Here is a 23,497-nt window from a genome sequence, read left to right as displayed (position 1 = left end):
ACCCCGCTCCGCTTCGCGGATCGACCCTCCCCACAAGGGGGAGGGTAACCGTTCAAATATGCAGCGCATGGCCCAGCGCCTTCAGCGCCGCTTCCTGGAACCCCTCGCCTTGCGTCGGATGCGCATGGATGGTCCCGGCGATATCCTCCAGCCTTGCGCCCATTTCCAACGCCAGCCCGAAAGCCGCCGCCAGTTCCGACACGCCTTGCCCGACCGCCTGGATGCCGAGCACCAGATGGTTGTCCGCGCGGGCGACGACGCGGACGAAGCCGTCTTCGCCGAGCCTGGTCATCGCCCGCCCATTGGCGGCGAACGGGAACAGGCCGATCTTGACCTCGCCCTGGGCCTTGGCCTCTTCGGGCGACAGCCCTGATGTCACCAGCTCAGGATCGGTGAAGCAGACGGCGGGAATCGAGCGCTTGTCCCAGCCGCGCTTGTGGCCGGCGACGATCTCGGCCACCATTTCACCTTGCGCCATCGCCCGGTGCGCCAGCATCGGCTCGCCGGTCACGTCGCCGATGGCGAAGATGCCGCGCATCGACGTGCGGCACTGGTCGTCGATCTTGATGAATTTGCCTGCCATGTCGAGGTCGATCTGGTCGAGGCCCCAGCCTTCCGTCACCGGCTTGCGTCCCACCGTCACCAGGATCCTGTCCGCGGCAACCTTGGCACTCTTGCCATCCGCTGTCTCGACCAGCAGGGCATCGCCCTTGGTCGACAGGCCCTTGGCCTTTGCGCCTGTCATCACCTCGATACCGAGCGCGGCGAGCCGCTTGACGACAGGCCGGGTCAATTCGGCGTCATACTGCGCCAGCACGCGCGGCAAGGCCTCGACCACCGTAACCTTGGCGCCAATTTTCGCGAAGGCCATGCCGAGCTCCAGCCCGATATAGCCGCCGCCCACCACCGCGAGTTTCCTGGGGACCTCGCTCAAGGCCAGCGCGTCCGTGGACGATATGACAGGCCCGCCAAAGGGAAGAAAAGGCAGTTCGACCGGCGCCGAGCCGGTGGCGATGACGATCGTCTCGGCCCGGATCACCTGGCTTCCGGTCTCGGTCTCGACCTCGACGGTCTTGCCGTCGCGGAATGTCGCCCAGCCCTGCACGGTCTTCACGCCAGCCTTCTTGAGCAGGCCGGCGACGCCGCTGTTGAGCCGGCTGACAATGCCGTCCTTCCAGGCGACGGTCCTGGCAAGGTCGAGCGCGGGCGCGGTGACCGAAATGCCGAGCGGGCTCTTGCCGCCGGCCATATGCGAGACCTTCTCGAACTCCTCCGCCGCATGGATCAGCGCCTTCGACGGAATGCAGCCGACATTGAGGCAGGTGCCGCCGGGCTTGCCCGCTTCGACGATGACCGTATCGACGCCGAGCTGGCCGGAGCGGATGGCGCAGACATAACCGCCCGGACCGGCGCCGATGACGAGCAGCTTGCAGGAGATTTCTTTCATGTTGGCTGTCCTTTTGGCGACGGTCGATACGCGCCTTCCCTTCTTCCCTTGTGGGAGAAGGTGGATCGGCGCGACAGCGCCGAGACGGATGAGGGGTGCTCCAGGGAACGCCGACGCCTCATTCCGCTGGAACACCCCTCATCCGTCGCCTGCGGCGACACCTTCTCCCACAAGGGGAGAAGGGGGAGCTCAAACCCCGACGCTGGCGCCTTCTGAACCGTTTCGATCAACTCATCGCCCTCAATCCACGAAAATCAAAGCCGGCGTTTCCAGAAGCGCCTTGATGCGCTGGATGAACACAGCCGCATCCCAACCGTCGATGACGCGGTGGTCGAAGCTCGACGACAGGTTCATCATCTTGCGCGGGATGAACTGCGTGCCGTCCCACACCGGCCGCACCATCATCTTGTTGACGCCGATGATCGCCACTTCCGGATGGTTGATGACCGGGGTCGTCGCCACGCCGCCCATCGCGCCGAGCGAGGTGATGGTGATGGTCGAGCCCGATAACTCCTCGCGCGTCGCCGTGCCGGACTTGGCCGCCTCGGCCAGCCTGTTGACCTCGGCGCCGCAATCCCAGATGTCGCGCGCCTCGGCATGCTTGACCACAGGCACCACCAGCCCCGACGGCGTCTGCGCGGCGATGCCGATATGGATGCCGCCATGCTGGTGGATGATGCCGGCTTCGTCATCGAACAGCGAATTCAGATTGGGCTGGTCTGATATCGCCTTGACCATCGCCCGCATCAGGAACGGCAGCAGGGTCAGCTTCGGCCTCTCCACCCCACCCCTGGCGGCGCGCTTTTCCTTGTTGAGCGCGGCGCGCAGTTCCTCCAGCGCGGTGACGTCGATTTCCTCGACATAGGTGATGTGCGGGATGCGCGACTTGGACAGCGTCATCTTCTCGGCGATCTTGCGCCGCAGACCGACCACCTTGATGTCCTCGACCGTATCGTTGCGGGCGAGGCCCGATGCCTTGGCGACCTGCGGCCCGCGCGCCAGGAACGCCTCGATGTCCTCGTGGCCGATGCGGCCGGCTGGGCCGCTTCCGGCAACTTGTCTCAGATCGATGCCGGCCTCTTTCGCGCGCAGGCGCACGGCCGGCGACGCCAGCGGTTTTTCGCCTTCCGGGCGCGGCGCGCCGGAGACGGAGGGTTTCCCGGTGCTCTTCGAAACGGCAGGTGCAGGTTTCGCTTCCGGAGCGGCGACCTTTGGCGCGGTCTTCGCGGCGGGCGCGGCGGCCTCGGGCTTTGGCGTCGGAAGTTTGGCCGGCGGTTCGGCAGCCACGGCCTCGCCGCTCTGCGGTTTCACATTGCCCTCACCCGCAACTTTCAGCCGCACGATCGGGGAGCCGATCGCCACCGTGTCGCCGATCTCGGCGCCCAGCCACAGGATCTCGCCATCGACCGGCGAAGGAATTTCGACCGTCGCCTTGTCGGTCATCACGGCGGCAAGCACCGTATCCTCGCGCACGATATCGCCGACCTTGACGTGCCACTCGACGAGCTCGGCCTCGGCGACGCCCTCGCCGACATCGGGCAGCTTGATGATGTGCTCGCCCATGTCAGGCCTCCATGGTTTCTATAAGGGCGCGGCCGACCCGGGCGGGACCGGGGAAATAGTCCCATTCCTGCGCATGCGGATAGGGCGTGTCCCAGCCGGCGACCCGCGCCACCGGCGCCTCCAGATGATAAAAACAGTTTTCCTGCACCAGCGCCGACAGCTCGGCGCCGAAGCCGGAGGTCAGCGTCGCCTCGTGAACGACGACGCAGCGCCCGGTCTTCTTGACCGACGCGACGATCGTGTCGAGGTCGAGCGGCAACAAGGTTCTGAGATCGATGATCTCCGCATCGATGCCGGTCTCCTCGGCCGCTGCTTGGGCGACATAGACCATGGTGCCGTAGGCAAGCACGGTAACCGCCGAGCCCGCCCTGCGGATCGCCGCCTTGCCGAGCGGCACGGTGTAGTGACCATCGGCGACTTCGCCGAGCTCATGCTTCGACCACGGCGTCACCGGCCGGTCGTGATGGCCGTCGAACGGACCGTTGTAGAGCCGCTTCGGCTCGAGGAAGATGACCGGATCGGGATCCTCGATCGCCGCGATCAGCAGCCCCTTGGCATCATGCGGGTTGGACGGCACCACCGTCTTCAGCCCGGACACATGGGTGAACAGGGCTTCCGGACTCTGGCTGTGCGTCTGGCCGCCAAAAATGCCGCCACCAGTCGGCATGCGCACCACGATCGGACAGGTGAAATCGCCGTTCGAACGGTAGCGCAGCCGGGCCGCCTCCTGGGTCAGCTGGTCGTAGGCCGGATACATGTAGTCGGCAAACTGAATTTCCACGCATGGCTTCAAACCGTACGCAGCCATGCCTATGGCCGAACCGACAATGCCGGATTCGTTGATCGGAGCGTCGAAGCAGCGGCTCTTGCCGTATTTGGCCTGCAGCCCATGGGTGACGCGGAAAACACCGCCGAAGAAGCCGACATCCTCGCCGAACACGACGACTTTCTCGTCGCGCCCCATCGACACATCCATGGCGTCGCGGATGGCCTCGATCATGGTCCGTCTTGGCATGGCTCAGACCCCCGCCTGCTGGCGCTGGCGCCTGAGATGCGGCGGCATCTCGGCATAAAGACCCTCGAACATGTCGCGCGTCGACGGCTTGCCGCCGGCATGCAACGTGCCGTGGCTTTCCGCCTCCTTCTGCGCCGCGATCACCGTGTCGAGGATCTCGGCTTCGGCCTGCGCATGCCGCTCGTCCGACCAGACGCCGAGCCCTATCAGATGGTTCTTCAGCCGCACGATCGGGTCGCCGAGCGGCCAGGCGTCGGATTCGGTCTTCGGCCGGTAGGCGGAAGGATCGTCCGAGCTGGAATGCGCGCCGGCGCGGTAGGTGACGTATTCGACCAGCGTCGGCCCGAGATTCTTGCGCGCGCGCTCCGCCGCCCATTTGGCCACCGCATGCACGGCGAGATAGTCATTGCCGTCGACGCGCAGCGACGGGATGCCGAAACCGAGCCCCCGGGCCGCGAACGTGCCGGAGCCGCCGCGTGCAATGCCTTGAAAGGTCGAGATCGCCCACTGGTTGTTGACGACGTTGAGTATCACCGGCGCCTTGTAGGTGGAGGCGAACACCAGGGCCGAATGAAAATCGGATTCCGCCGTCGAACCGTCGCCGATCCAGGCCGCGGCGATCTTCGAATCGTTCGAGATCGCCGAAGCCATCGCCCAGCCGACCGCCTGGATATACTGCGTCGCCAGATTGCCGGAGATCGAGAAGAAGCCGTGTTCCTTCGAGGAATACATGACCGGCAGCTGCCTGCCCTTCAGCGGGTCGGCCTCGTTGGAATAGATCTGGTTCATCATGGTGACCATCGGATAGCCGTCGGCGATGAGCAGGCCGGCTTGGCGATAGGTCGGGAAATTCATGTCGCCCGGCTCGAGCGCCTTGCGGAACGCGCAACTCACCGCCTCCTCGCCCAGATGCTGCATGTAGAACGAGGTCTTGCCCTGGCGCTGCGCCATCTGCATGCGCGCATCGAAGGTCCGCAGCGTCATCATGTGACGCAGGCCTTCCAGCAACTCGTCATTGGAAAGCAGCCCGGCCCAGGGGCCGACGGCTTCGCCATTGCGGTTCAACACGCGGATGATCGAAAACGCCATGTCGCGGATGGTGCGCGGATCGACATCGATATCGGGGCGCGGCACCGAGCCGGCCTTGGCGATGGTCACATTGGAGAAGTCAGGCGTGCCGCCCGGCCGCACTTCCGGCTCAGGAACGTGAAATCGCAACATCCCAGCATCGGCCATGACCTTTGTCCTCCAATGTTGCCTGGCGCCGATATTTGCACATCCGCGCCGCCAGACCAGAGCGAATTCGTCGGGCAGGCCTTTCGCATCGGGCCAGCGACGCCGGCCGATCCAGCCTCCCGAGTACAAGATGAAGATATGTCCGCGAAATTTCTTGTCGATGTTGAGGGGAGGCGCGCAATTAGGCGCAAGGTTGCGCGGGGGTTTTCGCCAGATAAGGCGATTCACTGTCGGGCGCATGCGGCTGAAGCTGCCAATCTCCCCCATCGTGGGGGAGATGCCCGGCAGGGCAGAGGGGGGCGTGAAGGAACGCCAGCCTTGCCATCTTTAACTTTCCTACAGGTAGCCAGAAAGCAGGCTGAATGGAGAAGACAGCGGGACAGCGAACTCTGTTCACGCCGGCGCCTTGCCATGCTAACCACCCTCCATGGCACAGAAGAAAGCTTTCGAGGTCGATTCCTGGCTGGCGCGGCCCGATCCGCGCATCTCCATCGTCCTGCTTTATGGCCCCGATCGCGGGCTTGTTTCCGAGCGCGCGAAGGCCTTTGCCGAGAAGACCGGCCTGCCGCTCGACGATCCCTTCTCCGTGGTGAGGCTCGAAGGTTCCGAGGTCGACCGCGACGAGGGCCGCCTGCTCGACGAGGCCCGCACCGTGCCGATGTTTTCCGACCGGCGCCTGCTTTGGGTGCGCAATGCCACCGGCCAGAAGGCGCTGGCCGAGGACGTGAAAGCGCTGACGGCGGAACCCGCGCGCGATGCCATCATCCTGATCGAGGCCGGCGATCTCAAGAAGGGCGTTGGGCTGCGCGCCGTGGTCGAGGGCGCGGACAACGCCATGGCGTTGCCGTGCTACGCCGATGAGGCGAGGGATATCGATACGGTCATCGATGACGAGCTGCGCAAGGCCGGCATGTCGATGACGCTGGAGGCTCGCCAGGCACTGCGCCGCAATCTCGGCGGCGACCGGCTGGCTTCGCGCGGCGAGATCGAAAAGCTCGTCCTTTATGCCCACGGCCAGAAGGAGATCGGGCTGGAAGAGGTGCGGGCGATGTCGGGCGACGTATCCGGCGCCTCGTTCGATGAGGCGGTCGACGCGCTTCTCGAAGGCAAGGTCGGCGATTTCGACACCGCCTTCACCCGCCACTGCCAGTCCGGCGGCCCGCCCTTCCTGGTGCTGTCCTCGGCGATGCGGCAATTGCAGCAGATCCAGGTCATGCGCGGCCAGATGGATTCTGCCGGCCGCAACGCCGCCTCGGTCGTCGCCGGCGCGCGCCCGCCGGTTTTTTTCTCGCGACGCAAGCTGGTGGAAAAGGCGCTCGAGCGCTGGAGCAGCGAGGCGCTCAGCCGCGCGCTGACCCGGCTGCAGACCGCCGTATTGCAGACGCGGCGGCGACCGGATCTCTCGGTGGCGCTGGCACGGCAGGCGCTGCTGGGGATTGCGGTGGAAAGCGCGAGGCTGGGGCAGCGGTAGGAGACGCTGCTCCCTGCTCCCATTGGTCAATTCATCATCATGGCGCCCACCGGCTGAAAGGTTGGCAGCGCCTGTGGAAAGACCAGCACCGCCGCGCCATAAAGCAGCAGGCCGACACCGGACACCTTTGCGATTCCTTCTCCTGACGGGAGGGTCTTTTCCGCAAAGACCAGCAAGGTGACCACGGCCATTGCGGCGACGTTCATGATCCCGAGCGGAAAGAGGGCGAGAAACAAAAGCCAGCAGCAGCCTAGGCAGAAAAGCCCATGCTCCAGGCCCATGCGAACCGCGCCCCAGTAGCCATCGCGCCATGCGGTCAGGATGAAGCCGATCGGCGTGCGGCATTTAGCGAGGCACAGATCTTTCAGGGGCGAGAGTTGATAGGCGCCCGCAATCATCAGCAGCGCGCCGCCGATGCGCGCGGCCGTCGCCGTCGACAATCCCACACGCCCAGCAAGTATCTGCGCACCCGCCGCACCGGCAAAGGCGATAGCGCCCATCACGCCCCAAACCAGCATGTACCCGGCCACGAACACCCAGCTCGAGACAAAGGTCTCGCCCCGGCCCTGTCTGCCGGCCTGGACCTGGTGAAACGTCAGGATCATGGGCGCGGCGGTTGGAAACATCATGGCAATCATCATGATCATCCAGACGGCAAGAAACAGCGGCGCCTTCATGCCCATGGTGAGTGATACCATTTCCATGCGCATGTCCGCGTCCATGCCCATCCGCTGCCAGATAAGCAGGGTCCACGCCGCCGACGCGATAGCGATCAGCAGCGCGAGAAGGATGTATCGCTGCAACGTCGGCGCCATGGACGAGCACGTTCCATGCTATCCGGCCAACAGCTACTGCTGGCCGGACCAATTGATCGGGGCGTAATGTCCATTTCGGCGGGAATTGTCCCAGCTCATGCCATGGTCGGTGTATGTACTGCCTTCCGATCCCATCGCCAGGGCGAGCCAATCTGGATTGACTGGATGGCCGGTCGCCGCCCACATCTGCCCGTCCTCGCGCATTGTCGGCAGCGGCTCGACCGCCATCCGCATGACGCCGGCAATCTCCGCCGACCGCTTCTTGCCGTCTATCCGGTAGTCTATCGGCACCTTCCTGGCGCCGAGGTTCGTGCCGATCATGGGTGCCAACACCGCCATGGGGCCGCCCGCGGCGCCCGTGAAGATGGCACCCAGCGCCTCGGTCTGCCTGTCATCGGCCCGTTCGTCGATATAGGCGGCCGCGGTCCAATTGCCGTTTGCCATCGGACCCGGCGTGTGAGCAACCATCGCGACACTGAGTCCGTCCAATCGAACGTCGCCGTAATTGCCCGTATCGATATGAAAGACCAAACCGACGTCGCAAACGCCTCTCGTCGGCTTCGATGTCAGCTGCGCGTTGGTGGACAGCAGGCAAGGACACACGACATCGCAGCTGCAATTTTCGAAGTAACTTCCGGACAATTGCCAACGGACTGCCATTTGCACCTCCCACTTGCGTCAGGCGCGTCGGCATAGTCGGCGAGGCGGTGCCATTTCACGACACTTGCAGGAATGGCAAATAGCCCTCACCGCGACTGACCGGCACGCTAGGGCAGATAATTAAGCCATATCTAATTCAGGCTACTCCGTTGCCCGGCACTGTCAAGCCGCGAGTGGCAGGGCCGGCGACAGGCGATTGGTCGATCTCCCCCCTCGTGGGGGAGATGGCTGGCAAGCCAGAGGGGGCGCTGTCCCGCCGGCCTCTCGATCAATCGCGATGCGAGTTCTCGGCCACCGCGGATGACCGAGGTAGCGCTCTACGGCGCCCCCCTCTGCCCTACCGGGCATCTCCCCCACGAGGGGGGAGATTGATCGCTTCGCTGATTTCGCCAATCACCAACGCCGCAAAAGAAAGGGGCGGGCCTGGCAGCCCGCCCCTGTGTCATCCCTTGAGTTCAAACCTTGAGTTCAAAAGAAATTCGCCGGCTAATTACCGATCCTGCTTCAACCTGCGGCACAGCTCATCGAGCTGCTCCAGCGAACGATAGGAAACGCGGAGCTCGCCGCCCTTGCCCTTGTGATCGATGGCCACGATCATGCCGAGCGTATCGGTCATCAGCTTTTCCAGCGCCAGCGTGTCGGTATCCTTTTCCGGCGCGGCTTGCGCCTGCTTCGGCTTGGCCGGCGTCGGACCCGCCGGCATCTGGGCCAGCGCCTCGGCCTGGCGCACCGAAAGACCTTCCTCGACGATGCGCTTGGCGAGACCCGCCGGATCCTCCGCCGTCACCAGCGTGCGGGCGTGGCCGGCCGACAGCGCGCCGTCCACCAGCATGTCGCGGATCACCTCCGGCAGCTTCAGCAGCCTGAGCGTGTTGGCGACATGGCTGCGGCTCTTGCCGATGACGTTGCCGAGATCGGCCTGGGTGTAGCCGTGCTCGTCGATCAGCTGCTGGTAGCCCAGCGCCTCCTCGACCGCGTTGAGGTCGGTGCGCTGGACGTTCTCGATGATCGCCAGCTCGAGCGCGGTGCGGTCGTTGACTTCGCGGATGATGACCGGGATCTCGGTCAGCCCGGCGCGCTGCGCCGCCCGCCAGCGGCGCTCACCGGCGATGATCTCGTAACGCCCAGCCTGCGTTGGCGACGGCCGCGCCACTACCGGCTGCACCACACCATGTTCGCGGATCGACTGGGCGAGGTCGGTCAGTTCGGCGTCGCCAAAATGCCGGCGCGGGTTTTTCGGGTTCGGGCTGAGGAACTCGATAGGCACCTTGCCATCGGCGCTCATGCCGGGCTTTTCCGGTGCCGCCGGGCGATCGATCTCGCCGATCAGTGCTGCCAGGCCACGCCCCAGTCTTTTCCTCGAGAGATCTTCGCTCATCTTTATTCCAAGTCTATTTTAGATAATTGTTCAGATCGTTTCGGTATCGAATCGGCTGTTAATCATGCATCCGGTCTAATCAAGCGGCGCGCAATTTGCGCTCGCGGCGGATCACTTCCGAGGCCAGTTGCAGATAGGCCTGGCTGCCCGAGCACTTCAGATCGTAGAGAATCGCCGGCTTGCCATAGGAAGGCGCCTCGGACACCCGCACATTGCGCGGAATGATCGTCTCGTAGACCTTGTCGCCCATATGCTCGCGCACATCCTGCACCACCTGGTTGGCCAGATTGTTGCGGCCATCATACATGGTCAACACGATACCCTGGATGGTGAGGTCCGGATTGATCGACCGGCGCACCTGCTCGACAGTCTCCAGCAGCTGGCTCAGGCCTTCGAGCGCGAAGAACTCGCATTGCAGCGGCACCAGCACCGAATCGGCGGCCGCCATCGAGTTGAGCGTGAGCAGATTGAGCGACGGCGGGCAGTCGATCAGCACATAGCCGAACCCGGCCGAACGCGCCGAGGCCGCACGCAAGGCATTGCGCAGCCGCAGCACCCGGTCGGGCGCCGAGGCGATCTCCATCTCGATGCCGAGCAGATCGAGCGTCGACGGCACGATGGACAGGCCAGGCACCGCTGTGGGAATGGCCGCGGCTTCCAGTTCCAGTTCGCCCGTAAGCACATCGTAGGACGACACGGTCCGGTCCTTGCGGTCGATGCCGAGGCCGGTGCTGGCATTGCCTTGCGGATCGAGATCGACGATCAGCACCTTTTCGCCGATCGCGGCCAAAGCGGTGGCCAGGTTGATGGCAGTGGTGGTCTTGCCGACGCCGCCCTTCTGGTTGGCTACGGTGATGATTCGGGGGCCGTTCTTCATCATGGGTTTATGCCAGAAATTCATTTTGGGTCGCCAGATAGCTCGACAAGTCGAAGATCAGACAGGTCGCAGATTTGACAGTTCAAGGATGACGCCATGCCGGTCCGTCACACTGGGATGTTCTACCAGATCGAAGGACCATCGGTTAACGCTTTCTTGCACTTCCGCGCGATAATCCCGGCCTTTGTGGAACAGCCCGCGCGCGCCTGACATCAGCCACGGCGCCGACAGGTCGAGAAGGACCGAAAGCGAGGCCAGAGCCCGCGCCGTAACGATTTGCGGCGTCGTAACAAGCGCATGGCTGTCCTCGATGCGGCGCGCCACGACCCGAGCCGGCAGGTTGAACTGGCCGACGACAGCCTGCAGGAACGAAGCCTTTTTGCGGTTGCTTTCCACCAGATCGATACTGGCCCCTGGGCGCTCGGCGAGCAGGAAAGCCATGACAAGGCCTGGAAATCCACCGCCGGAACCGATGTCGACCCAACGCAGAGCACCGGGTTCTATGCGGGCGAGCTGTGCGCTGTCCAATATATGGCGTTGCCAGACATCGCCCGACGTCGACTGCGCGACGAGATTAATGCTGCGGTTCCATTTCTGGAACATCTGTTCGAACGCCACCAGGCGGTCGAATGTTTCACGTGAAACCGGGCCGGCGGCCGCCTCCAGCCTCTCCAGGGAAAAAGAGCTCACGCAACATCCTTTTGTTCGCGCTGGAGCCTTTGCGCGCTTTCATGATGCCGGACATGGGCGACAATGATCGCCAGCGCCGCCGGCGTCATGCCCTCCATGCGCTGGGCATCGGCAATGGAACGCGGCCGCCGTGCCTGCATCTTCTGCTTCAATTCATTCGACAGTCCGGGAACGCCGGTGAAATCGACCGTCTCGGGGATCAGCCGGCTCTCCTCATGGCGAATCTGCGCCACATCGGTCTTCTGGCGGTCGAGATAGACGGAATATTTCGCCTCCGTTTCGAGGCGCTCGGCGGTCTTGGCATCGATCGCGGCAAATTTCGGCTCAATCCTGGCCAGCCAGGCGACATCGACGCTGGGATAGGCTAGCAATTCATAGGCGGACCGGCGCACGCCGTCTCGATTGATCTCCAGCCCGTGCCGCGCCGCCTCGTTGGGCGTCATGGTCAGGGCATTGGCCAGCTCCCGCGCCGCGTCGAGACGCTGCATCACCTCACTATAGCGTTGCCTCCGCCGCGCCGAAGCGATCCCCAGCCTCTCCGCCAGCGGCGTCAGCCGCTCATCGGCATTGTCGGCCCGCAGCGAAAGGCGGAATTCGGCACGCGAGGTAAACATCCGATAGGGCTCGCTGATGCCCCGGCTGGTGAGGTCATCGACCATCACCCCGATATAGGCTTCGGTGCGGCTGAGCACGATGTGCTCGCCGCCCGCCGCCCGCCGCGCCGCATTGAGCCCCGCAAGCAAGCCTTGTCCGGCGGCCTCCTCATACCCGGTCGTGCCGTTGATCTGTCCCGCGAGGAACAGCCCGGCGACGCGTTTTGTTTCCAGTGTCTGATGCAGCTCGCGCGGATCGACATGATCATATTCAATGGCATAGCCGGGCTGCAGCATCACCGCGCGCTCCAGCCCCGGAATGGTTTTGAGGATATCGAGCTGCACATCCTCGGGCAATGAGGTCGAGATCCCGTTCGGATAGACCGTATCGTCGTCGAGCCCTTCCGGCTCGAGAAAGATCTGATGGCCGTCCCGGTCACCGAACTTGACGATCTTGTCTTCGATCGACGGGCAATAGCGCGGGCCGACGCCTTCGATGGAGCCGGAATACATGGCGGAGCGGCCAAGGTTGGCGCGGATCAGTTCATGCGTGGCTGATGTCGTGCGCGTGATGCCGCAGTCGATCTGCGGTGTCTCGATGCGGTCGGTCATCAGCGAGAACGGCACCGGATCCTCATCCGCCGCCTGGCGGTCCAGCGAAGCCCAGTCGATGGTCTTTCCGTCCAGCCGTGGCGGCGTCCCGGTCTTCAGCCGGCCAAGCCTGAAGCCTGCCCTGTCCATCGTCGCCGACAGACCCAGGCTCGCCTGCTCGTTCATGCGGCCGGCAACAATCTTCTTCTCGCCGATATGAATGAGGCCGCGCAGGAAGGTACCGGTTGTTAGGACCACGGCGCCGCAAGCCAGCCGCCTGCCGTCCGCCAGCAGAACGGCGGCGATCTTGCCATTGTCGATCTCGAAATCCAGGACCTCCGCCTCGACCACCTCGAGATCGTTCTGCTGCCGAATCGCTTCTTGCATCGCAAGGCGATAGAGCTTCCTGTCGGCCTGCGTGCGGGGCCCGCGGACCGCCGGGCCCTTGCGCCGGTTGAGCAGGCGGAACTGGATGCCGGCGGCGTCCGCCACGCGACCCATCAGGCCGTCCATGGCGTCGATCTCGCGAACCAGATGGCCCTTGCCGAGGCCGCCAATCGCCGGATTGCATGACATGACACCGATCGTGGCGAAGCGCAGTGTCACCAACGCGGTTTTCGCACCAGCGCGCGCGGCGGCGCTCGCCGCCTCGCAACCCGCATGGCCGCCGCCCACCACAACCACATCATAGTGATCGGTCATTTCAAATGTCCCGGACTCAAAGATTGAGGGACACATGTCCCCGCAGGGCGAGCCTGTCAAGAAAACTTCGCCGCAAGTTTCACGTGAAACAAAGGATTACCTACCCTCCCCCTTGTGAGGAGGGCGAGCGTAGCGCCATGTTTCACGTGAGTCACAGCGGTCGAAGCTGTTTCACGTGAGTCATGGCCGCGCATTGCCGAGGCGTCCCAACTTCGTCATCCACGGGCGGAGCAGCCGCGCAGCGGCGTCGCGGAGACCCGAGGATCCATTCCGTGACCCTGGATGCAGGGTGCAGCGGAACAAATCCTGCGCCGCTGCGGAGCATTGGAGCCCCGGCATGGATCCTAGGGTCTGCGCCGCGTCGCTTCGCTCCTTGCTTCGCCCTAGGACGACGAACCTGTTGATGTCGCCGCTCAATTATCAGCGCCGAGCACTCGAGCCAGTCTCCGACCCAACTCATTGTTTCACGTGAGTCATTTGCCGATGCAGAACTGCCCGAAGATCACATCGAGCATATCCTCGACATCGATGGCGCCGACGATCCGGCCAAGGCGATCCGCCGCCAGCCGCAACTCCTCGGCGCGCAGTTCCTGGCCCGCGGCGCCGTTATCGGTGGCGCGAAGCAGATGGCGATTGGCCTCGCCGAGCAGTTCGACGTGGCGCAGGCGCGATGGCAGAACATCGCCGATATCACCGGCAGCTTCCGCAGCGCGCCTGCCGATTTCAGCAAGCAGCGCCTCCACGCCTGTCCCCTTTACGGTTGAAATAACAAGGTCATAGCCGCCGGCCGCATCCCGAGCCGCCTGCTCATCCAGCAGGTCGAGTTTGGTGCCAACGCGCAGCAGAGGTGCCGTACCCGCGAACGGGCCGACGCCTCGGGGAGACAAACTATCTTCGAGCAGCAGTAAGAGATCGGCGCGATCCGCCTTGGCCCGCGCCTTCTCGATGCCGATTGCCTCTACCTTGCCCGGCGCATCGCGCAGCCCGGCCGTATCCGTCAGCCTGACGCGCATCCCATCGAGATCAAGCAACACCTCAAGCAGGTCCCGTGTTGTGCCCGGCTCATCCGTTACAATAGCTGCATCGCGTCGCGCCAAGGCGTTGAACAGACTCGACTTGCCGGCGTTCGGCGCACCAAGGATGACGACTTCGAACCCCTCACGGATGATTTCGGCGGTGCGAAATCCGGCGACGTGGCGATCGATTTCGGCGATCATCACACGCACGTCAGACCAGACCGTATCCGAAACGGAACCCGGCACATCGTCTTCATCGGCAAAGTCGATCTCGGCCTCAATCATGGCACGCGCATGAATCAGCCGCCGGCGCCAGCCGAGATAAAGCGCGCTCTGAGCGCCCTCGGCATTCTGGATGGCAAAGCGGCGCTGCGCCTCGGTCTCGGCATTGACCAGATCCGCCAGCGCCTCGGTTTCGACCAGGTCGACCTTGCCATTGAGAAAGGCTCTACGCGTGAATTCGCCCGGCTCCGCGTGCCTGACGCCGTCAAAAGCAACGATCGTCTCCAGCATTCTGGCCACAACCGCGCGTCCGCCATGGACATGGAATTCGGCCACGTCCTCTCCGGTAAAGCTGGCCGGGCCCGGAAAGAAGACGACAAGTCCGCTGTCCAGCACCGATCCATCCGGTGTCCTGAACGTGCGCAGAACCGCGGCACGGGGCTTAACCATATCGCCGGCGATCGTTTCGACTACGAATCGAGTCTGCGGACCGGAGATGCGCAGCACGGCAACGCCGGCCGGAAGCCGGCCGCTGGACAGCGCTACGATCGAATCGCCTGAAATCATTTGCCCGCTCTGCTGAACCGCCCTAGCTTTCGCCACACGCTGAACCGAGTTACCCGAGTTCCATTGTGACATTGCCCGCGCAAAACCTGCTTGCCGACGAGGCCAGCCCCTACCTGCAGCAGCACAGCGGCAATCCCGTCCATTGGCGGGCCTGGTCGCCGGCTTCGCTCGAGGAAGCCAAGGCCCTCGACAAGCCGATCCTGCTTTCCGTCGGCTATGCCGCCTGCCACTGGTGCCATGTCATGGCCCATGAAAGCTTCGAGAATGACGCGGTCGCCGCCGTCATGAACCGTCTGTTCGTCAATATCAAGGTCGACCGCGAGGAGCGCCCGGACATCGACCAGATCTATATGGCGGCCTTGTCCTCGATGGGCGAACAAGGCGGCTGGCCGCTGACCATGTTCCTGACCCCGGACGGCAAGCCGTTCTGGGGCGGCACCTATTTCCCGCGCGAGTCGCGCTATGGCCGCCCGGGATTCACCCAGGTGATGGAAGCGGTCGACAAGGCCTGGCGGGAAAAGCGCGCCAGCCTGAACCAGAGCGCCGACGGCCTGACTGGCCATGTCGAAGCGCGGCTCTCCGGCACGCACGCCAAGGAAAGCCTTGACCGCGGTACACTGAGCGACCTCGCCGGCCGCATCGGCGGCATGATCGATCGTGACCTTGGCGGCCTGCGTGGCGCCCCGAAATTCCCCAACGCGCCATTCATGCTCACGCTCTGGCTGTCCTGGCTGCGCGACGGCAACGCCACGCATCGCGACGACGTGCTCATCAGCCTCGAACAGATGCTCGGCGGCGGCATCTACGATCAGATCGGCGGCGGGCTCAGCCGCTACTCGACCGATGCCGAATGGCTGGTGCCGCATTTCGAGAAGATGCTCTACGACAATGCGGAGCTCGTCCGCTTCTGCAACTGGGCCTATGCGGCGAGCGGCAATGATTTGTTCCGGATACGAATCGAAGAGACGGTCGGGTGGCTTCTGCGCGAAATGCGCGTCGACGGCGGCGCTTTCGCCGCCAGCCTGGACGCCGACAGCGATGGTGAGGAAGGTCTTTTCTACACCTGGAGCCGGGAGGAAGTGGAAACCGTCCTGGGCGACGATTCCTCGTTGTTTTTCAACTACTTCACACTTTCCAGCCCGCATGGCTGGGAAGGCAAGCCGGTTGTCCACCAAACCCGCGCCCAGCAAGCCCAGGGCGTGGCCGACCGCGAACGATTGATCCCCCTCAAGGCGCGGCTTCTGGCGGTCCGGGAAGAGCGGGTCAGGCCGGGCCTGGATGCAAAGACCCTCACCGACTGGAACGGCCAGATGATAGCCGCGCTCGCAGGAGCCGGCCGCTCGCTGAAACGGCCCGACTGGATCGAAGCAGCGGCAAAGGCCTTTGCCCATATCGTCGCGGCCAGCCACGACAAGCGCCTGCCGCACTCCATGCTCGGCCCGAGAAAACTCTTCCCCGCACTGTCGAGCGATTATGCCGCCATGGCCAACGCCGCGATCTCGCTGTTCGAAGCGTCAGGCGATTGGAATTATATCGATCAGGCCAGCGGGTTCGTCGAGCAACTCGACCGTTGGCACGCCGACGCCACGGGGACGGGTTACTATCTGACCGCTTCGGACAGCACAGACGTGCCGATCCGCATCAGGGGCGATGTCGACGAGGCCATTCCGTCAGCCACCAGCCAGATCATCGAAGCGCTGGTCCGGCTCGCCTCCGTTACTGGCGATCTCGATCTGCAGGAAAAGGCCTGGCAGGTCGCCGAGCACGCGGCCGGCCGCGCCGCGCATCAGGCCTACGGCCAGGCGGGCATCGTCAATGCCTGTTCGCTCGCAATTGAGCCCCTGAAACTGGTCATCGTGGACAGGCCGGAAGATCCGAAGCTCGTTCCGGTTGCGAATCGATGCCCTGACCCACGCCGCGTCGACATCATCACAACGATTGGTTCGGAGGCGAATCGACCACTCCTGCCCGGTGGCATCTTCCCGCCAACCAACAGGCCGGGCGCATGGCTTTGTACCGGCCAGGTCTGTCTGCCGGCGGTGACAGATGCCGAGGAATTGGAGCGGCTGTTGCGGCGAAAGTGAATCGCCAACCCCGGCGCTGGACCCACACGTTGCGCGGATCGGCCCTCCCCACAAGGGGGAGGGTAAGAGCCTTACGTGTTCATCGAATCGAAGAAGTCGGCGTTGGTCTTGGTCTGCTTCAGCTTGTCGATGAGGAACTCGATCGCGTCGGTGGTTCCCATCGGCGCCAGGATGCGGCGCAGCACGAAGATCTTCTGCAGGTCGGAGCGCGGAACCAGCAGGTCCTCCTTGCGGGTGCCGGACTTCAAGATATCCATGGCCGGATAGATGCGCTTGTCGGCGACCTTGCGGTCGAGCACGATTTCCGAATTGCCGGTGCCCTTGAACTCTTCGAAGATGACTTCGTCCATGCGGCTGCCGGTGTCGATCAGCGCCGTGGCGATGATGGTTAGCGAACCGCCTTCCTCGATGTTGCGCGCCGCGCCGAAGAAGCGCTTCGGGCGCTGCAGCGCGTTGGCGTCGACACCGCCGGTCAGCACCTTGCCGGATGACGGCACCACGGTGTTGTAGGCGCGGCCGAGACGGGTAATGGAATCGAGCAGGATGACGACGTCACGGCCATGTTCGACCAGGCGCTTGGCCTTTTCGATAACCATTTCGGCGACCTGGACGTGGCGCACCGCCGGTTCGTCGAAAGTCGAGGACACAACCTCGCCCTTCACCGAACGCTGCATGTCGGTCACTTCTTCCGGCCGCTCGTCGATCAGAAGCACGATCAGATAGCATTCGGGGTGATTGGTGGTGATCGAGTGGGCGATGTTCTGCAGGAGCACCGTCTTGCCGGTGCGCGGCTGCGCCACGATCAGGGCGCGCTGGCCCTTGCCGAGCGGCGCCACCAGGTCGATGACGCGCGGCGAGATGTCCTTGGAGGTCGGAACCTCCATCTCCATCTTCAGCCGCGAGGTCGGATAGAGCGGCGTCAGATTGTCGAAGTGGATCTTGTGACGGATCTTCTCGGGATCGTCGAAATTGATGGTGTTGACCTTGAGCAGCGCGAAATAGCGCTCACCCTCTTTGGGGCTGCGGATCGGCCCTTCGACCGTATCGCCGGTCTTCAGCGAAAAGCGCCGGATCTGCGACGGCGAAATATAGATGTCGTCGGGACCTGGCAGATAGTTGGCGTTGGCCGAACGCAGGAAGCCGAAACCGTCCTGAAGCACTTCGACCACGCCGTCGCCGATGATCTCGACGTCCTGGGCGGCCAGTTTCTTCAGGATCGCGAACATCAGCTCCTGCTTGCGCATGACGCTGGCGTTCTCCACCTCGAGCGATTCGGCATAAGCGATCAGCTCTGGCGGTTTCTTGTTCTTGAATTCGGTAAGTTTCATTTCTTGCATAGACGGACTCTGGGTGAGCTTTGGGAAAAAATATCGGCGGGATGCGACAAATGCCGGGCGCGGCCGAAAACAATGAGGGGCGGCGCATGACGGGAAGGAAGACCCGTCTTTTATCGTCGGTCGGATGAAAGAGCAAGCCGCGTTTTGCGGGCTGAAAAAGCCCGAAGCGCGGCATGTCGTTATCTATAAACCGCGACCACTTTCGCGCGGCCTGCGTCAGAACGGTTTGACGACAACCAGGATCACGATTGCGACCATCAGTAATGTGGGGATCTCGTTGACGATCCGCCAGTGCTTCGCGGACTTTTCGTTGCGATCTTCAGCGAATTTCCGCACCGCGCCGGCCAGATAGCCATGAACACCGGACAACAGAAGCACCAGGCCGATCTTGGCGTGCAACCAGCCGCCCTGGAAGCCAAAGACTTTCCAGGCGAGCCACAGCCCGAACACCCAGGTGACGATCATCGCCGGATTGATGATGCCTCGCAGCAGGCGCCGCTCCATCACCTTGAAGGTCTCCGACTGCACCGAACCTTTCTCGGCATCGACGTGATAGACGAACAGCCGCGGCAGATAAAGCATGCCGGCCATCCAGGAGATGACGGCGAGGATATGGATCGCCTTTGCCCAGGGGTAGAAGCCTTCGGGTGCGACGAAAAACAGAAGCGCTGTCAGCACAATCAGGATGCCGATGCTGATGATCATGCGCATCATCGCCTGGCCGGTGCTGTTGGTGTTGTTCATATCAGCCATCAGCGTACCGCGCTCCTGACCTGTTTCACCATAGCCTCGACATGCGCGATCGGTGTCTCCGGCGTGATGCCGTGGCCGAGATTGAAGATCAGCGGTCCGTCTCCCAGCGCCTTCAGGATGGTCTCGACGCCATCGGACAGCGCCTTGCCGCCAGCCACAAGACGCAAGGGATCGAGATTGCCCTGAACAGCCCCAGAGCGCTGCAGGTCCTTCGCCGCCGCCAGCGGCACCGTCCAATCGATCCCCAGCCCCGTCACGCCGGTCTTCTGGCGATAGGTCCGGTAGCGGGCGCCGGCACCCTTGGGAAAACCGATGATCGGGACATCGGGATGGACCGCCCGAACCTGCCTGACGATCTCGGCCACCGGCCAGACGCAAAACTGGTCGAACGACGCATCGTCGAGCACGCCGGACCAGGAATCGAAAATCTGCACGACGTCGGCGCCGGCCTCGATCTGGCGGATCAGATAGGCCGCCGAATGATCGGCGAGCACCTTCAGGAGATGTTGAAACGCCGCCGGCTCACGATAGGCGAACAGCCGCGCCGGCGCCTGGTCGGGGGTTCCATGGCCGGCAATCATGTAGGTCGCCACCGTCCACGGCGCGCCGCAGAAGCCGATCAGGGTGGTTTCATCAGGCAGTTTTGTCCGCAACCGGCGAACCGTCTCATAGACCGGTTCGAGATTCACGTGAAACACATCGCTTTCCAGAGCCATGATCTCGGCAACCGAGATCGGCGTCAAAAGCGGCCCTCGCCCTTCTTCGAAGCGCACGTCGCGACCTAGCGCATGCGGAACGACAAGGATATCCGAGAACAGAATCGAGGCATCGAAGCCGAAGCGCTCGATCGGCTGCAGCGTCACTTCGACGGCGAGGTCGGGATCGTAGCAGAGGTCGAGGAACGAACCGGCGCGCCTGCGTGTTTCACGATACTCAGGCAGATAGCGCCCGGCCTGACGCATCATCCAGAGCGGAGGCGGAAACACTGCCTCGCCCTTCAGGACGTCCAGCATGATCCGGCTTTTGGGCATTGAACGCTCGCCTCTCCCAGCCTTCCTATAATCAAAGATTCTTATATCTAAGATTCTTCTGATTCTAAGAGTCTGTTGGTTGTGGTGGTTGTCACCTGTCCCGCTTCGCCAGGCAAAAAGCCAGCAAGCATATTGTCGCGCGCTTCTCTCTCCCGGCTACGGTGTTCTGGGGACAGTCCGGAATCTATCATTGGAGTCAAAGCCTTGGAACATCCCGCAAAAACCCGGCCCTGTGGATGGCCTGAAGGCAAAAGAACCCGTCCCCAGATTTGTCCCCAGCCGCTCGGTGAAGCTGACAGACGATCGAATTGTGGACAAACCGGCATCTGATACAGTCGCCTCCCACGGTCCTGTCTTTCCATCCGACCTTATCCACATCCGCCCACAGCCCCAGGTGATCCCTGTGAACAAACCCCAGAGCTTCTTTCACCTGCATCTGATTTCCGATGCTACCGGCGAAACGCTGCTCGCCGCCGGGCGGGCGGCGTCGGCGCAATACAAGGATGCGCGCGCCATCGAGCACATCTACCCTCTCATCCGCACCGAAAAGCAGGTGGCCAAGGTGTTCGAGGACATAGAGGAGGAGCCGGGCATCATTCTCTATACGGTCGTCGACCAGAAGCTGGCGCGCGGCATCGACGAGCGCTGCGCCACCATGGGCCTGCCCTGTGTCTCCGTGCTGGAACCGGTGCTCACCGTCTTCCAGTCCTATCTCGGCACGCCGGCCGGCCGGCGCGTCGGCGCCCAGCACGTTCTCGACGCCGAATATTTCCGCCGCATCGATGCGCTCAACTTCACCATGGACCATGATGACGGCCAGTTGCCGCTCAACATGGACGATGCCGATGTCGTGCTGATCGGCATCTCGCGCACTTCGAAGACGCCGACCAGCATCTATCTCGCCAATCGCGGCATCAAGACCGCCAACATACCGATCGTGCTTGGCGTGCCGGTGCCGGAAAGCCTGGTCGCCGCCAGGACACCGCTGATCGTCGGGCTGATCGCCACCGCGGAGCGCATCTCGCATGTCCGCCAGAACCGTATCCTCGGCAACAGCAGCTCCTACGTGCCGACCGACTATGTCGACCGCGCGGCGATCAATGAGGAGCTCGCCTACGCCCGACAGATCTGTACCCGTCACGGCTGGCCGATGATCGATGTCAGCCGCCGCTCGATCGAGGAAACGGCCGCGGCGATCGTTGCCCTGAGAGGGAAGAACAGATAATTGGGGCCGGGCTGCGCGGTGATGGCACCCCACCGCCGCGAAGCTTGAAGGTCACGGCATGCCGTGACGGTGGCCAAGGGGTGCGGCGGTTGAATGCGCGCCACTCAGTCAGCATCCCAACCACAATACCCAGGCACAAACCATGACCGAAAAAATCATCCTCGCCTCCGGCAGCCCGTTCCGCAAGGCGATGCTCGTCAATGCCGGGCTCGACATCGAGGCGGTGCCCGCCGAAGTCGATGAGCGCGCGCTCGAGGCACCGTTGCAGGACAGCGGGGTTTCGCCCGAGGATGTCGCCCTGGTGCTGGCCGAGGCCAAGGCCACCGAGGTCAGCGAGCGCCGGCCCGGCGCGCTGGTGCTTGGCTGCGATCAGACCTTGTCGCTCGGCGACGAGGTGTTCCACAAGCCGGCCGACATGGAGGGTGCGCGCCGCCATCTCCTGGCGCTATCGGGCAGGACGCACCAGCTCAACAGCGCCGCCGTGCTGGTCCGTGACGGCAAGGTGCTGTGGCGCCATGTCGGTATCGCCTCCATGACCATGCGCAAGCTCGACCCCGGCTTCATCGGCCGGCATCTTGCCCGTGTCGGCGCCAAGGCGCTGGCCAGCGTCGGCGCCTACCAGATCGAGGGTGAAGGCATCCAGCTGTTCGAGAAGATCGAAGGCGACCATTTCACGATTGTCGGCCTGCCGCTTTTGCCGCTGCTGGCGGAACTGCGCACACTGGGAGCCATCGATGGCTGAGGCAATGAAGAAGGCCTTCGTCACCGGCCATCCGATCAAGCATTCGCGCTCGCCGAAGATTCACGGCCACTGGCTGGCAAAACACAGCATTGACGGCAGCTACCAGGCCATCGACGTGGCGCCGCAGGATTTCGCCGAATTCATCGCGACATTGCAGGCAAACGGGTTTCGCGGCGGCAATGTCACCATCCCGCACAAGGAAGCCGCCTTTGCGCTCGCCGCTCGCCGCGACCAGGCGGCCGAGGAGATCGGCGCCGTCAACACGCTGTGGTTCGAGGAGGGCGTCCTGTGGGGCGGCAACACCGATGGCCACGGCTTTGCCGCCAACCTGGATGACTACGCGCCGGGGTGGGCGAACACCGGACCCGCGGTCGTGCTTGGCGCCGGCGGCGCGTCGCGCGCCGTCATCCAGGCGCTGAAGCAGCGTGGCGTCAGCGATATCCGCATCGTCAACCGCACGCTGGCCCGGGCACAGGAATTGCGCGACCGTTTCGGCGCCGGCGTTTCGGCGCACGGCACGGCGGCGACCGACGAATTGCTGGCCGACGCCGGCCTGCTGGTCAACACCACCGCGCTCGGCATGGTCGGCAATGAAGGCCTCTCCGCCGATCCGGCCTTGCTGCCGGACCATGCCGTCGTCACCGACCTCGTCTATGTGCCGCTGGAGACGCCGCTGCTCGCCGCCGCGCGCGCCAGGGGGGTGAAAACGGTCGACGGCCTCGGCATGCTGCTCAACCAGGCCGTGCCCGGCTTCGAACACTGGTTCGGCGTCAGGCCTCAGGTCACGGCCGAGCTGCGCGCGCTCATCGTCGCAGATCTGGTGCCGAAACCATGATCGTGCTCGGCCTTACCGGTTCGATCGGCATGGGCAAGTCGACGACGGCAAAAATGTTCGCCGAGGCCGGCGTGCCGGTCCACGATTCCGACGAGACGGTGCATCGCCTTTATTCCGGCGCGGCGGCGCCTCTGGTGGAGGCCGCCTTTCCCGGCACCACGGTTGGCGGTGTGGTCGACCGCGTAAAGCTCGGCGCGCGCGTCCTTGGCGATGCCGCCGCGCTGAAGCAGCTGGAAGCCATCATCCATCCGCTGGTCCGCGCCGATGCCGACGCCTTCCTCGCCAGGCATCGTAACGCTGGCGAATCGATCGCGGTGCTCGACATCCCGCTGCTGTTCGAAACCGGCGGCCGTGGTCGCGTCGACAAGGTCGTCGTCGTCACCGCGCCCGCCGAAGTGCAGCGCCAGCGCGTACTGGCGCGGCCGGGCATGACGGAAGAGAAACTGGCGGCCATCCTGGCCAAGCAGGTGCCGGATGAGGAGAAGCGCAAGCTGGCGGATTTCATCATCGACACCGGCCAGGGTCTGGATGCCGCGCGTGCCCAGGTCGATGCAATCATTGCGGAGTTGATCGGGTGTCACTGACGCTTCCTTTCCTTCTCCCCTGTGGGAGAAGGTGTCGCCGAAGGCGACGGATGAGGGGTGCTC

The 23,497-nt window shown here is 63.7% G+C and carries 20 protein-coding genes; 6 read left to right on the top strand and 14 right to left on the bottom strand.

The window, feature by feature from the left end; all coding sequences use genetic code 11:
* Positions 1–52: 52 nt before the first annotated feature.
* The 4 genes from lpdA to MesoLj_RS04825 all read right to left on the bottom strand — a co-directional run bounded on the left by lpdA (position 53) and on the right by MesoLj_RS04825 (position 5,261).
* Positions 53–1,447, bottom strand: coding sequence for a dihydrolipoyl dehydrogenase (gene lpdA, locus MesoLj_RS04840; RefSeq protein WP_202325259.1), 1,395 nt, complete (start codon positions 1,445–1,447; stop codon positions 53–55).
* A 240-nt stretch (positions 1,448–1,687) separates the two neighbouring features.
* Positions 1,688–3,010 (bottom strand): dihydrolipoamide acetyltransferase family protein, encoded by a 1,323-nt coding sequence (locus tag MesoLj_RS04835; protein WP_202325258.1) that lies wholly within the window; start codon positions 3,008–3,010, stop codon positions 1,688–1,690.
* Position 3,011: 1 nt separating this feature from the next.
* On the bottom strand, positions 3,012–4,025 hold the full coding sequence (locus MesoLj_RS04830) for an alpha-ketoacid dehydrogenase subunit beta (protein ID WP_202325257.1): 1,014 nt from the start codon (positions 4,023–4,025) through the stop codon (positions 3,012–3,014).
* Positions 4,026–4,028: 3 nt separating this feature from the next.
* Positions 4,029–5,261, bottom strand: a complete 1,233-nt coding sequence (locus MesoLj_RS04825) for a 3-methyl-2-oxobutanoate dehydrogenase (2-methylpropanoyl-transferring) subunit alpha (RefSeq protein ID WP_172347792.1) — start codon at positions 5,259–5,261, stop codon at positions 4,029–4,031.
* Positions 5,262–5,688: 427 nt separating this feature from the next.
* Here MesoLj_RS04825 and holA point away from each other — a divergent pair, with 427 nt between their 5' ends.
* Positions 5,689–6,732, top strand: a complete 1,044-nt coding sequence (gene holA, locus MesoLj_RS04820; RefSeq protein WP_202325256.1) for a DNA polymerase III subunit delta — start codon at positions 5,689–5,691, stop codon at positions 6,730–6,732.
* A 26-nt stretch (positions 6,733–6,758) separates the two neighbouring features.
* Here holA and MesoLj_RS04815 read toward each other — a convergent pair whose 3' ends face one another.
* The 7 genes from MesoLj_RS04815 to mnmE form a co-directional block, all read right to left on the bottom strand.
* Positions 6,759–7,547 (bottom strand): DUF2182 domain-containing protein, encoded by a 789-nt coding sequence (locus MesoLj_RS04815; RefSeq protein ID WP_202325255.1) that lies wholly within the window; start codon positions 7,545–7,547, stop codon positions 6,759–6,761.
* Between the two features lie 33 nt (positions 7,548–7,580).
* Entirely contained in the window at positions 7,581–8,207 is a 627-nt protein-coding gene (locus MesoLj_RS04810) for a DUF1326 domain-containing protein (protein ID WP_202325254.1), read from the bottom strand.
* 490 nt (positions 8,208–8,697) lie between these two features.
* Complete coding sequence (locus MesoLj_RS04805; protein WP_140776326.1) at positions 8,698–9,585, bottom strand: ParB/RepB/Spo0J family partition protein; 888 nt, start codon at positions 9,583–9,585, stop codon at positions 8,698–8,700.
* A gap of 79 nt (positions 9,586–9,664) precedes the next feature.
* Positions 9,665–10,465, bottom strand: a complete 801-nt coding sequence (locus MesoLj_RS04800) for a ParA family protein (RefSeq protein WP_080680503.1) — start codon at positions 10,463–10,465, stop codon at positions 9,665–9,667.
* 54 nt (positions 10,466–10,519) lie between these two features.
* Positions 10,520–11,152, bottom strand: coding sequence for a 16S rRNA (guanine(527)-N(7))-methyltransferase RsmG (gene rsmG / locus MesoLj_RS04795; protein ID WP_202325253.1), 633 nt, complete (start codon positions 11,150–11,152; stop codon positions 10,520–10,522).
* Positions 11,149–13,038 (bottom strand): tRNA uridine-5-carboxymethylaminomethyl(34) synthesis enzyme MnmG, encoded by a 1,890-nt coding sequence (gene mnmG / locus MesoLj_RS04790; protein WP_202325252.1) that lies wholly within the window; start codon positions 13,036–13,038, stop codon positions 11,149–11,151. Before mnmG ends, rsmG begins: the two co-directional genes overlap by 4 nt.
* 473 nt (positions 13,039–13,511) lie before the next feature.
* Positions 13,512–14,843 carry a tRNA uridine-5-carboxymethylaminomethyl(34) synthesis GTPase MnmE gene (mnmE, locus tag MesoLj_RS04785; protein WP_202325251.1) on the bottom strand — a complete coding sequence of 444 codons (1,332 nt, stop codon included), beginning with the start codon at positions 14,841–14,843 and terminating at the stop codon, positions 13,512–13,514.
* A gap of 65 nt (positions 14,844–14,908) precedes the next feature.
* Here mnmE and MesoLj_RS04780 point away from each other — a divergent pair, with 65 nt between their 5' ends.
* On the top strand, positions 14,909–16,927 hold the full coding sequence (locus tag MesoLj_RS04780; RefSeq protein ID WP_202325250.1) for a thioredoxin domain-containing protein: 2,019 nt from the start codon (positions 14,909–14,911) through the stop codon (positions 16,925–16,927).
* 71 nt (positions 16,928–16,998) lie between these two features.
* Here the strand turns inward: MesoLj_RS04780 and rho are convergent, their stop codons facing one another.
* The 3 genes from rho to hemE all read right to left on the bottom strand — a co-directional run bounded on the left by rho (position 16,999) and on the right by hemE (position 20,048).
* Positions 16,999–18,264, bottom strand: coding sequence for a transcription termination factor Rho (gene rho / locus MesoLj_RS04775; protein WP_081294988.1), 1,266 nt, complete (start codon positions 18,262–18,264; stop codon positions 16,999–17,001).
* 216 nt (positions 18,265–18,480) lie between these two features.
* Positions 18,481–19,017: a protoporphyrinogen oxidase HemJ gene (gene hemJ, locus MesoLj_RS04770; protein WP_140776336.1), complete on the bottom strand. Its 537-nt coding sequence runs from the start codon at positions 19,015–19,017 to the stop codon at positions 18,481–18,483.
* On the bottom strand, positions 19,017–20,048 hold the full coding sequence (gene hemE / locus MesoLj_RS04765; protein ID WP_140776338.1) for a uroporphyrinogen decarboxylase: 1,032 nt from the start codon (positions 20,046–20,048) through the stop codon (positions 19,017–19,019). Before hemE ends, hemJ begins: the two co-directional genes overlap by 1 nt.
* Before the next feature lie 403 nt (positions 20,049–20,451).
* On the opposite strand from hemE, the gene MesoLj_RS04760 reads away from it, so the two are divergent.
* The 4 genes from MesoLj_RS04760 to coaE all read left to right on the top strand — a co-directional run bounded on the left by MesoLj_RS04760 (position 20,452) and on the right by coaE (position 23,434).
* Entirely contained in the window at positions 20,452–21,273 is an 822-nt protein-coding gene (locus MesoLj_RS04760) for a pyruvate, water dikinase regulatory protein (RefSeq protein ID WP_140776340.1), read from the top strand.
* Between the two features lie 142 nt (positions 21,274–21,415).
* Positions 21,416–22,015 carry a Maf-like protein gene (locus tag MesoLj_RS04755; protein ID WP_202325249.1) on the top strand — a complete coding sequence of 200 codons (600 nt, stop codon included), beginning with the start codon at positions 21,416–21,418 and terminating at the stop codon, positions 22,013–22,015.
* Entirely contained in the window at positions 22,008–22,850 is an 843-nt protein-coding gene (locus MesoLj_RS04750) for a shikimate dehydrogenase (protein ID WP_202325248.1), read from the top strand. The genes MesoLj_RS04755 and MesoLj_RS04750 overlap by 8 nt, the downstream gene beginning before the upstream one ends.
* The gene (gene coaE, locus MesoLj_RS04745; protein WP_202325247.1) at positions 22,847–23,434 is read left to right on the top strand and encodes a dephospho-CoA kinase; all 588 of its coding nucleotides are present in this window, start codon (positions 22,847–22,849) and stop codon (positions 23,432–23,434) included. The genes MesoLj_RS04750 and coaE overlap by 4 nt, the downstream gene beginning before the upstream one ends.
* Positions 23,435–23,497: the final 63 nt, after the last annotated feature.

Origin of the sequence: Mesorhizobium sp. 113-3-9, assembly GCF_016756515.1 — a bacterium.
GTDB lineage: Bacteria > Pseudomonadota > Alphaproteobacteria > Rhizobiales > Rhizobiaceae > Mesorhizobium.
The sequence above is the reverse complement of the archived record's forward strand: the minus strand, read 5'-3'. Positions and strand labels throughout refer to the sequence as shown.

Bases quoted from the DNA above. Each gene is read 5' to 3' on its own strand.
- lpdA (WP_202325259.1), bottom strand. From the start codon at position 1,447: ATGAAAGAAATCTCCTGCAAGCTGCTCGTCATCGGCGCCGGTCCGGGC.
- MesoLj_RS04835 (WP_202325258.1), bottom strand. From the start codon at position 3,010: ATGGGCGAGCACATCATCAAGCTGCCCGATGTCGGCGAGGGCGTCGCC.
- MesoLj_RS04830 (WP_202325257.1), bottom strand. From the start codon at position 4,025: ATGCCAAGACGGACCATGATCGAGGCCATCCGCGACGCCATGGATGTG.
- MesoLj_RS04825 (WP_172347792.1), bottom strand. From the start codon at position 5,261: ATGGCCGATGCTGGGATGTTGCGATTTCACGTTCCTGAGCCGGAAGTG.
- holA (WP_202325256.1), top strand. From the start codon at position 5,689: ATGGCACAGAAGAAAGCTTTCGAGGTCGATTCCTGGCTGGCGCGGCCC.
- MesoLj_RS04815 (WP_202325255.1), bottom strand. From the start codon at position 7,547: ATGGCGCCGACGTTGCAGCGATACATCCTTCTCGCGCTGCTGATCGCT.
- MesoLj_RS04810 (WP_202325254.1), bottom strand. From the start codon at position 8,207: ATGGCAGTCCGTTGGCAATTGTCCGGAAGTTACTTCGAAAATTGCAGC.
- MesoLj_RS04805 (WP_140776326.1), bottom strand. From the start codon at position 9,585: ATGAGCGAAGATCTCTCGAGGAAAAGACTGGGGCGTGGCCTGGCAGCA.
- MesoLj_RS04800 (WP_080680503.1), bottom strand. From the start codon at position 10,465: ATGATGAAGAACGGCCCCCGAATCATCACCGTAGCCAACCAGAAGGGC.
- mnmG (WP_202325252.1), bottom strand. From the start codon at position 13,038: ATGACCGATCACTATGATGTGGTTGTGGTGGGCGGCGGCCATGCGGGT.
- mnmE (WP_202325251.1), bottom strand. From the start codon at position 14,843: ATGATTTCAGGCGATTCGATCGTAGCGCTGTCCAGCGGCCGGCTTCCG.
- rho (WP_081294988.1), bottom strand. From the start codon at position 18,264: ATGCAAGAAATGAAACTTACCGAATTCAAGAACAAGAAACCGCCAGAG.
- hemJ (WP_140776336.1), bottom strand. From the start codon at position 19,017: ATGGCTGATATGAACAACACCAACAGCACCGGCCAGGCGATGATGCGC.
- hemE (WP_140776338.1), bottom strand. From the start codon at position 20,048: ATGCCCAAAAGCCGGATCATGCTGGACGTCCTGAAGGGCGAGGCAGTG.
- MesoLj_RS04755 (WP_202325249.1), top strand. From the start codon at position 21,416: ATGACCGAAAAAATCATCCTCGCCTCCGGCAGCCCGTTCCGCAAGGCG.
- MesoLj_RS04750 (WP_202325248.1), top strand. From the start codon at position 22,008: ATGGCTGAGGCAATGAAGAAGGCCTTCGTCACCGGCCATCCGATCAAG.
- coaE (WP_202325247.1), top strand. From the start codon at position 22,847: ATGATCGTGCTCGGCCTTACCGGTTCGATCGGCATGGGCAAGTCGACG.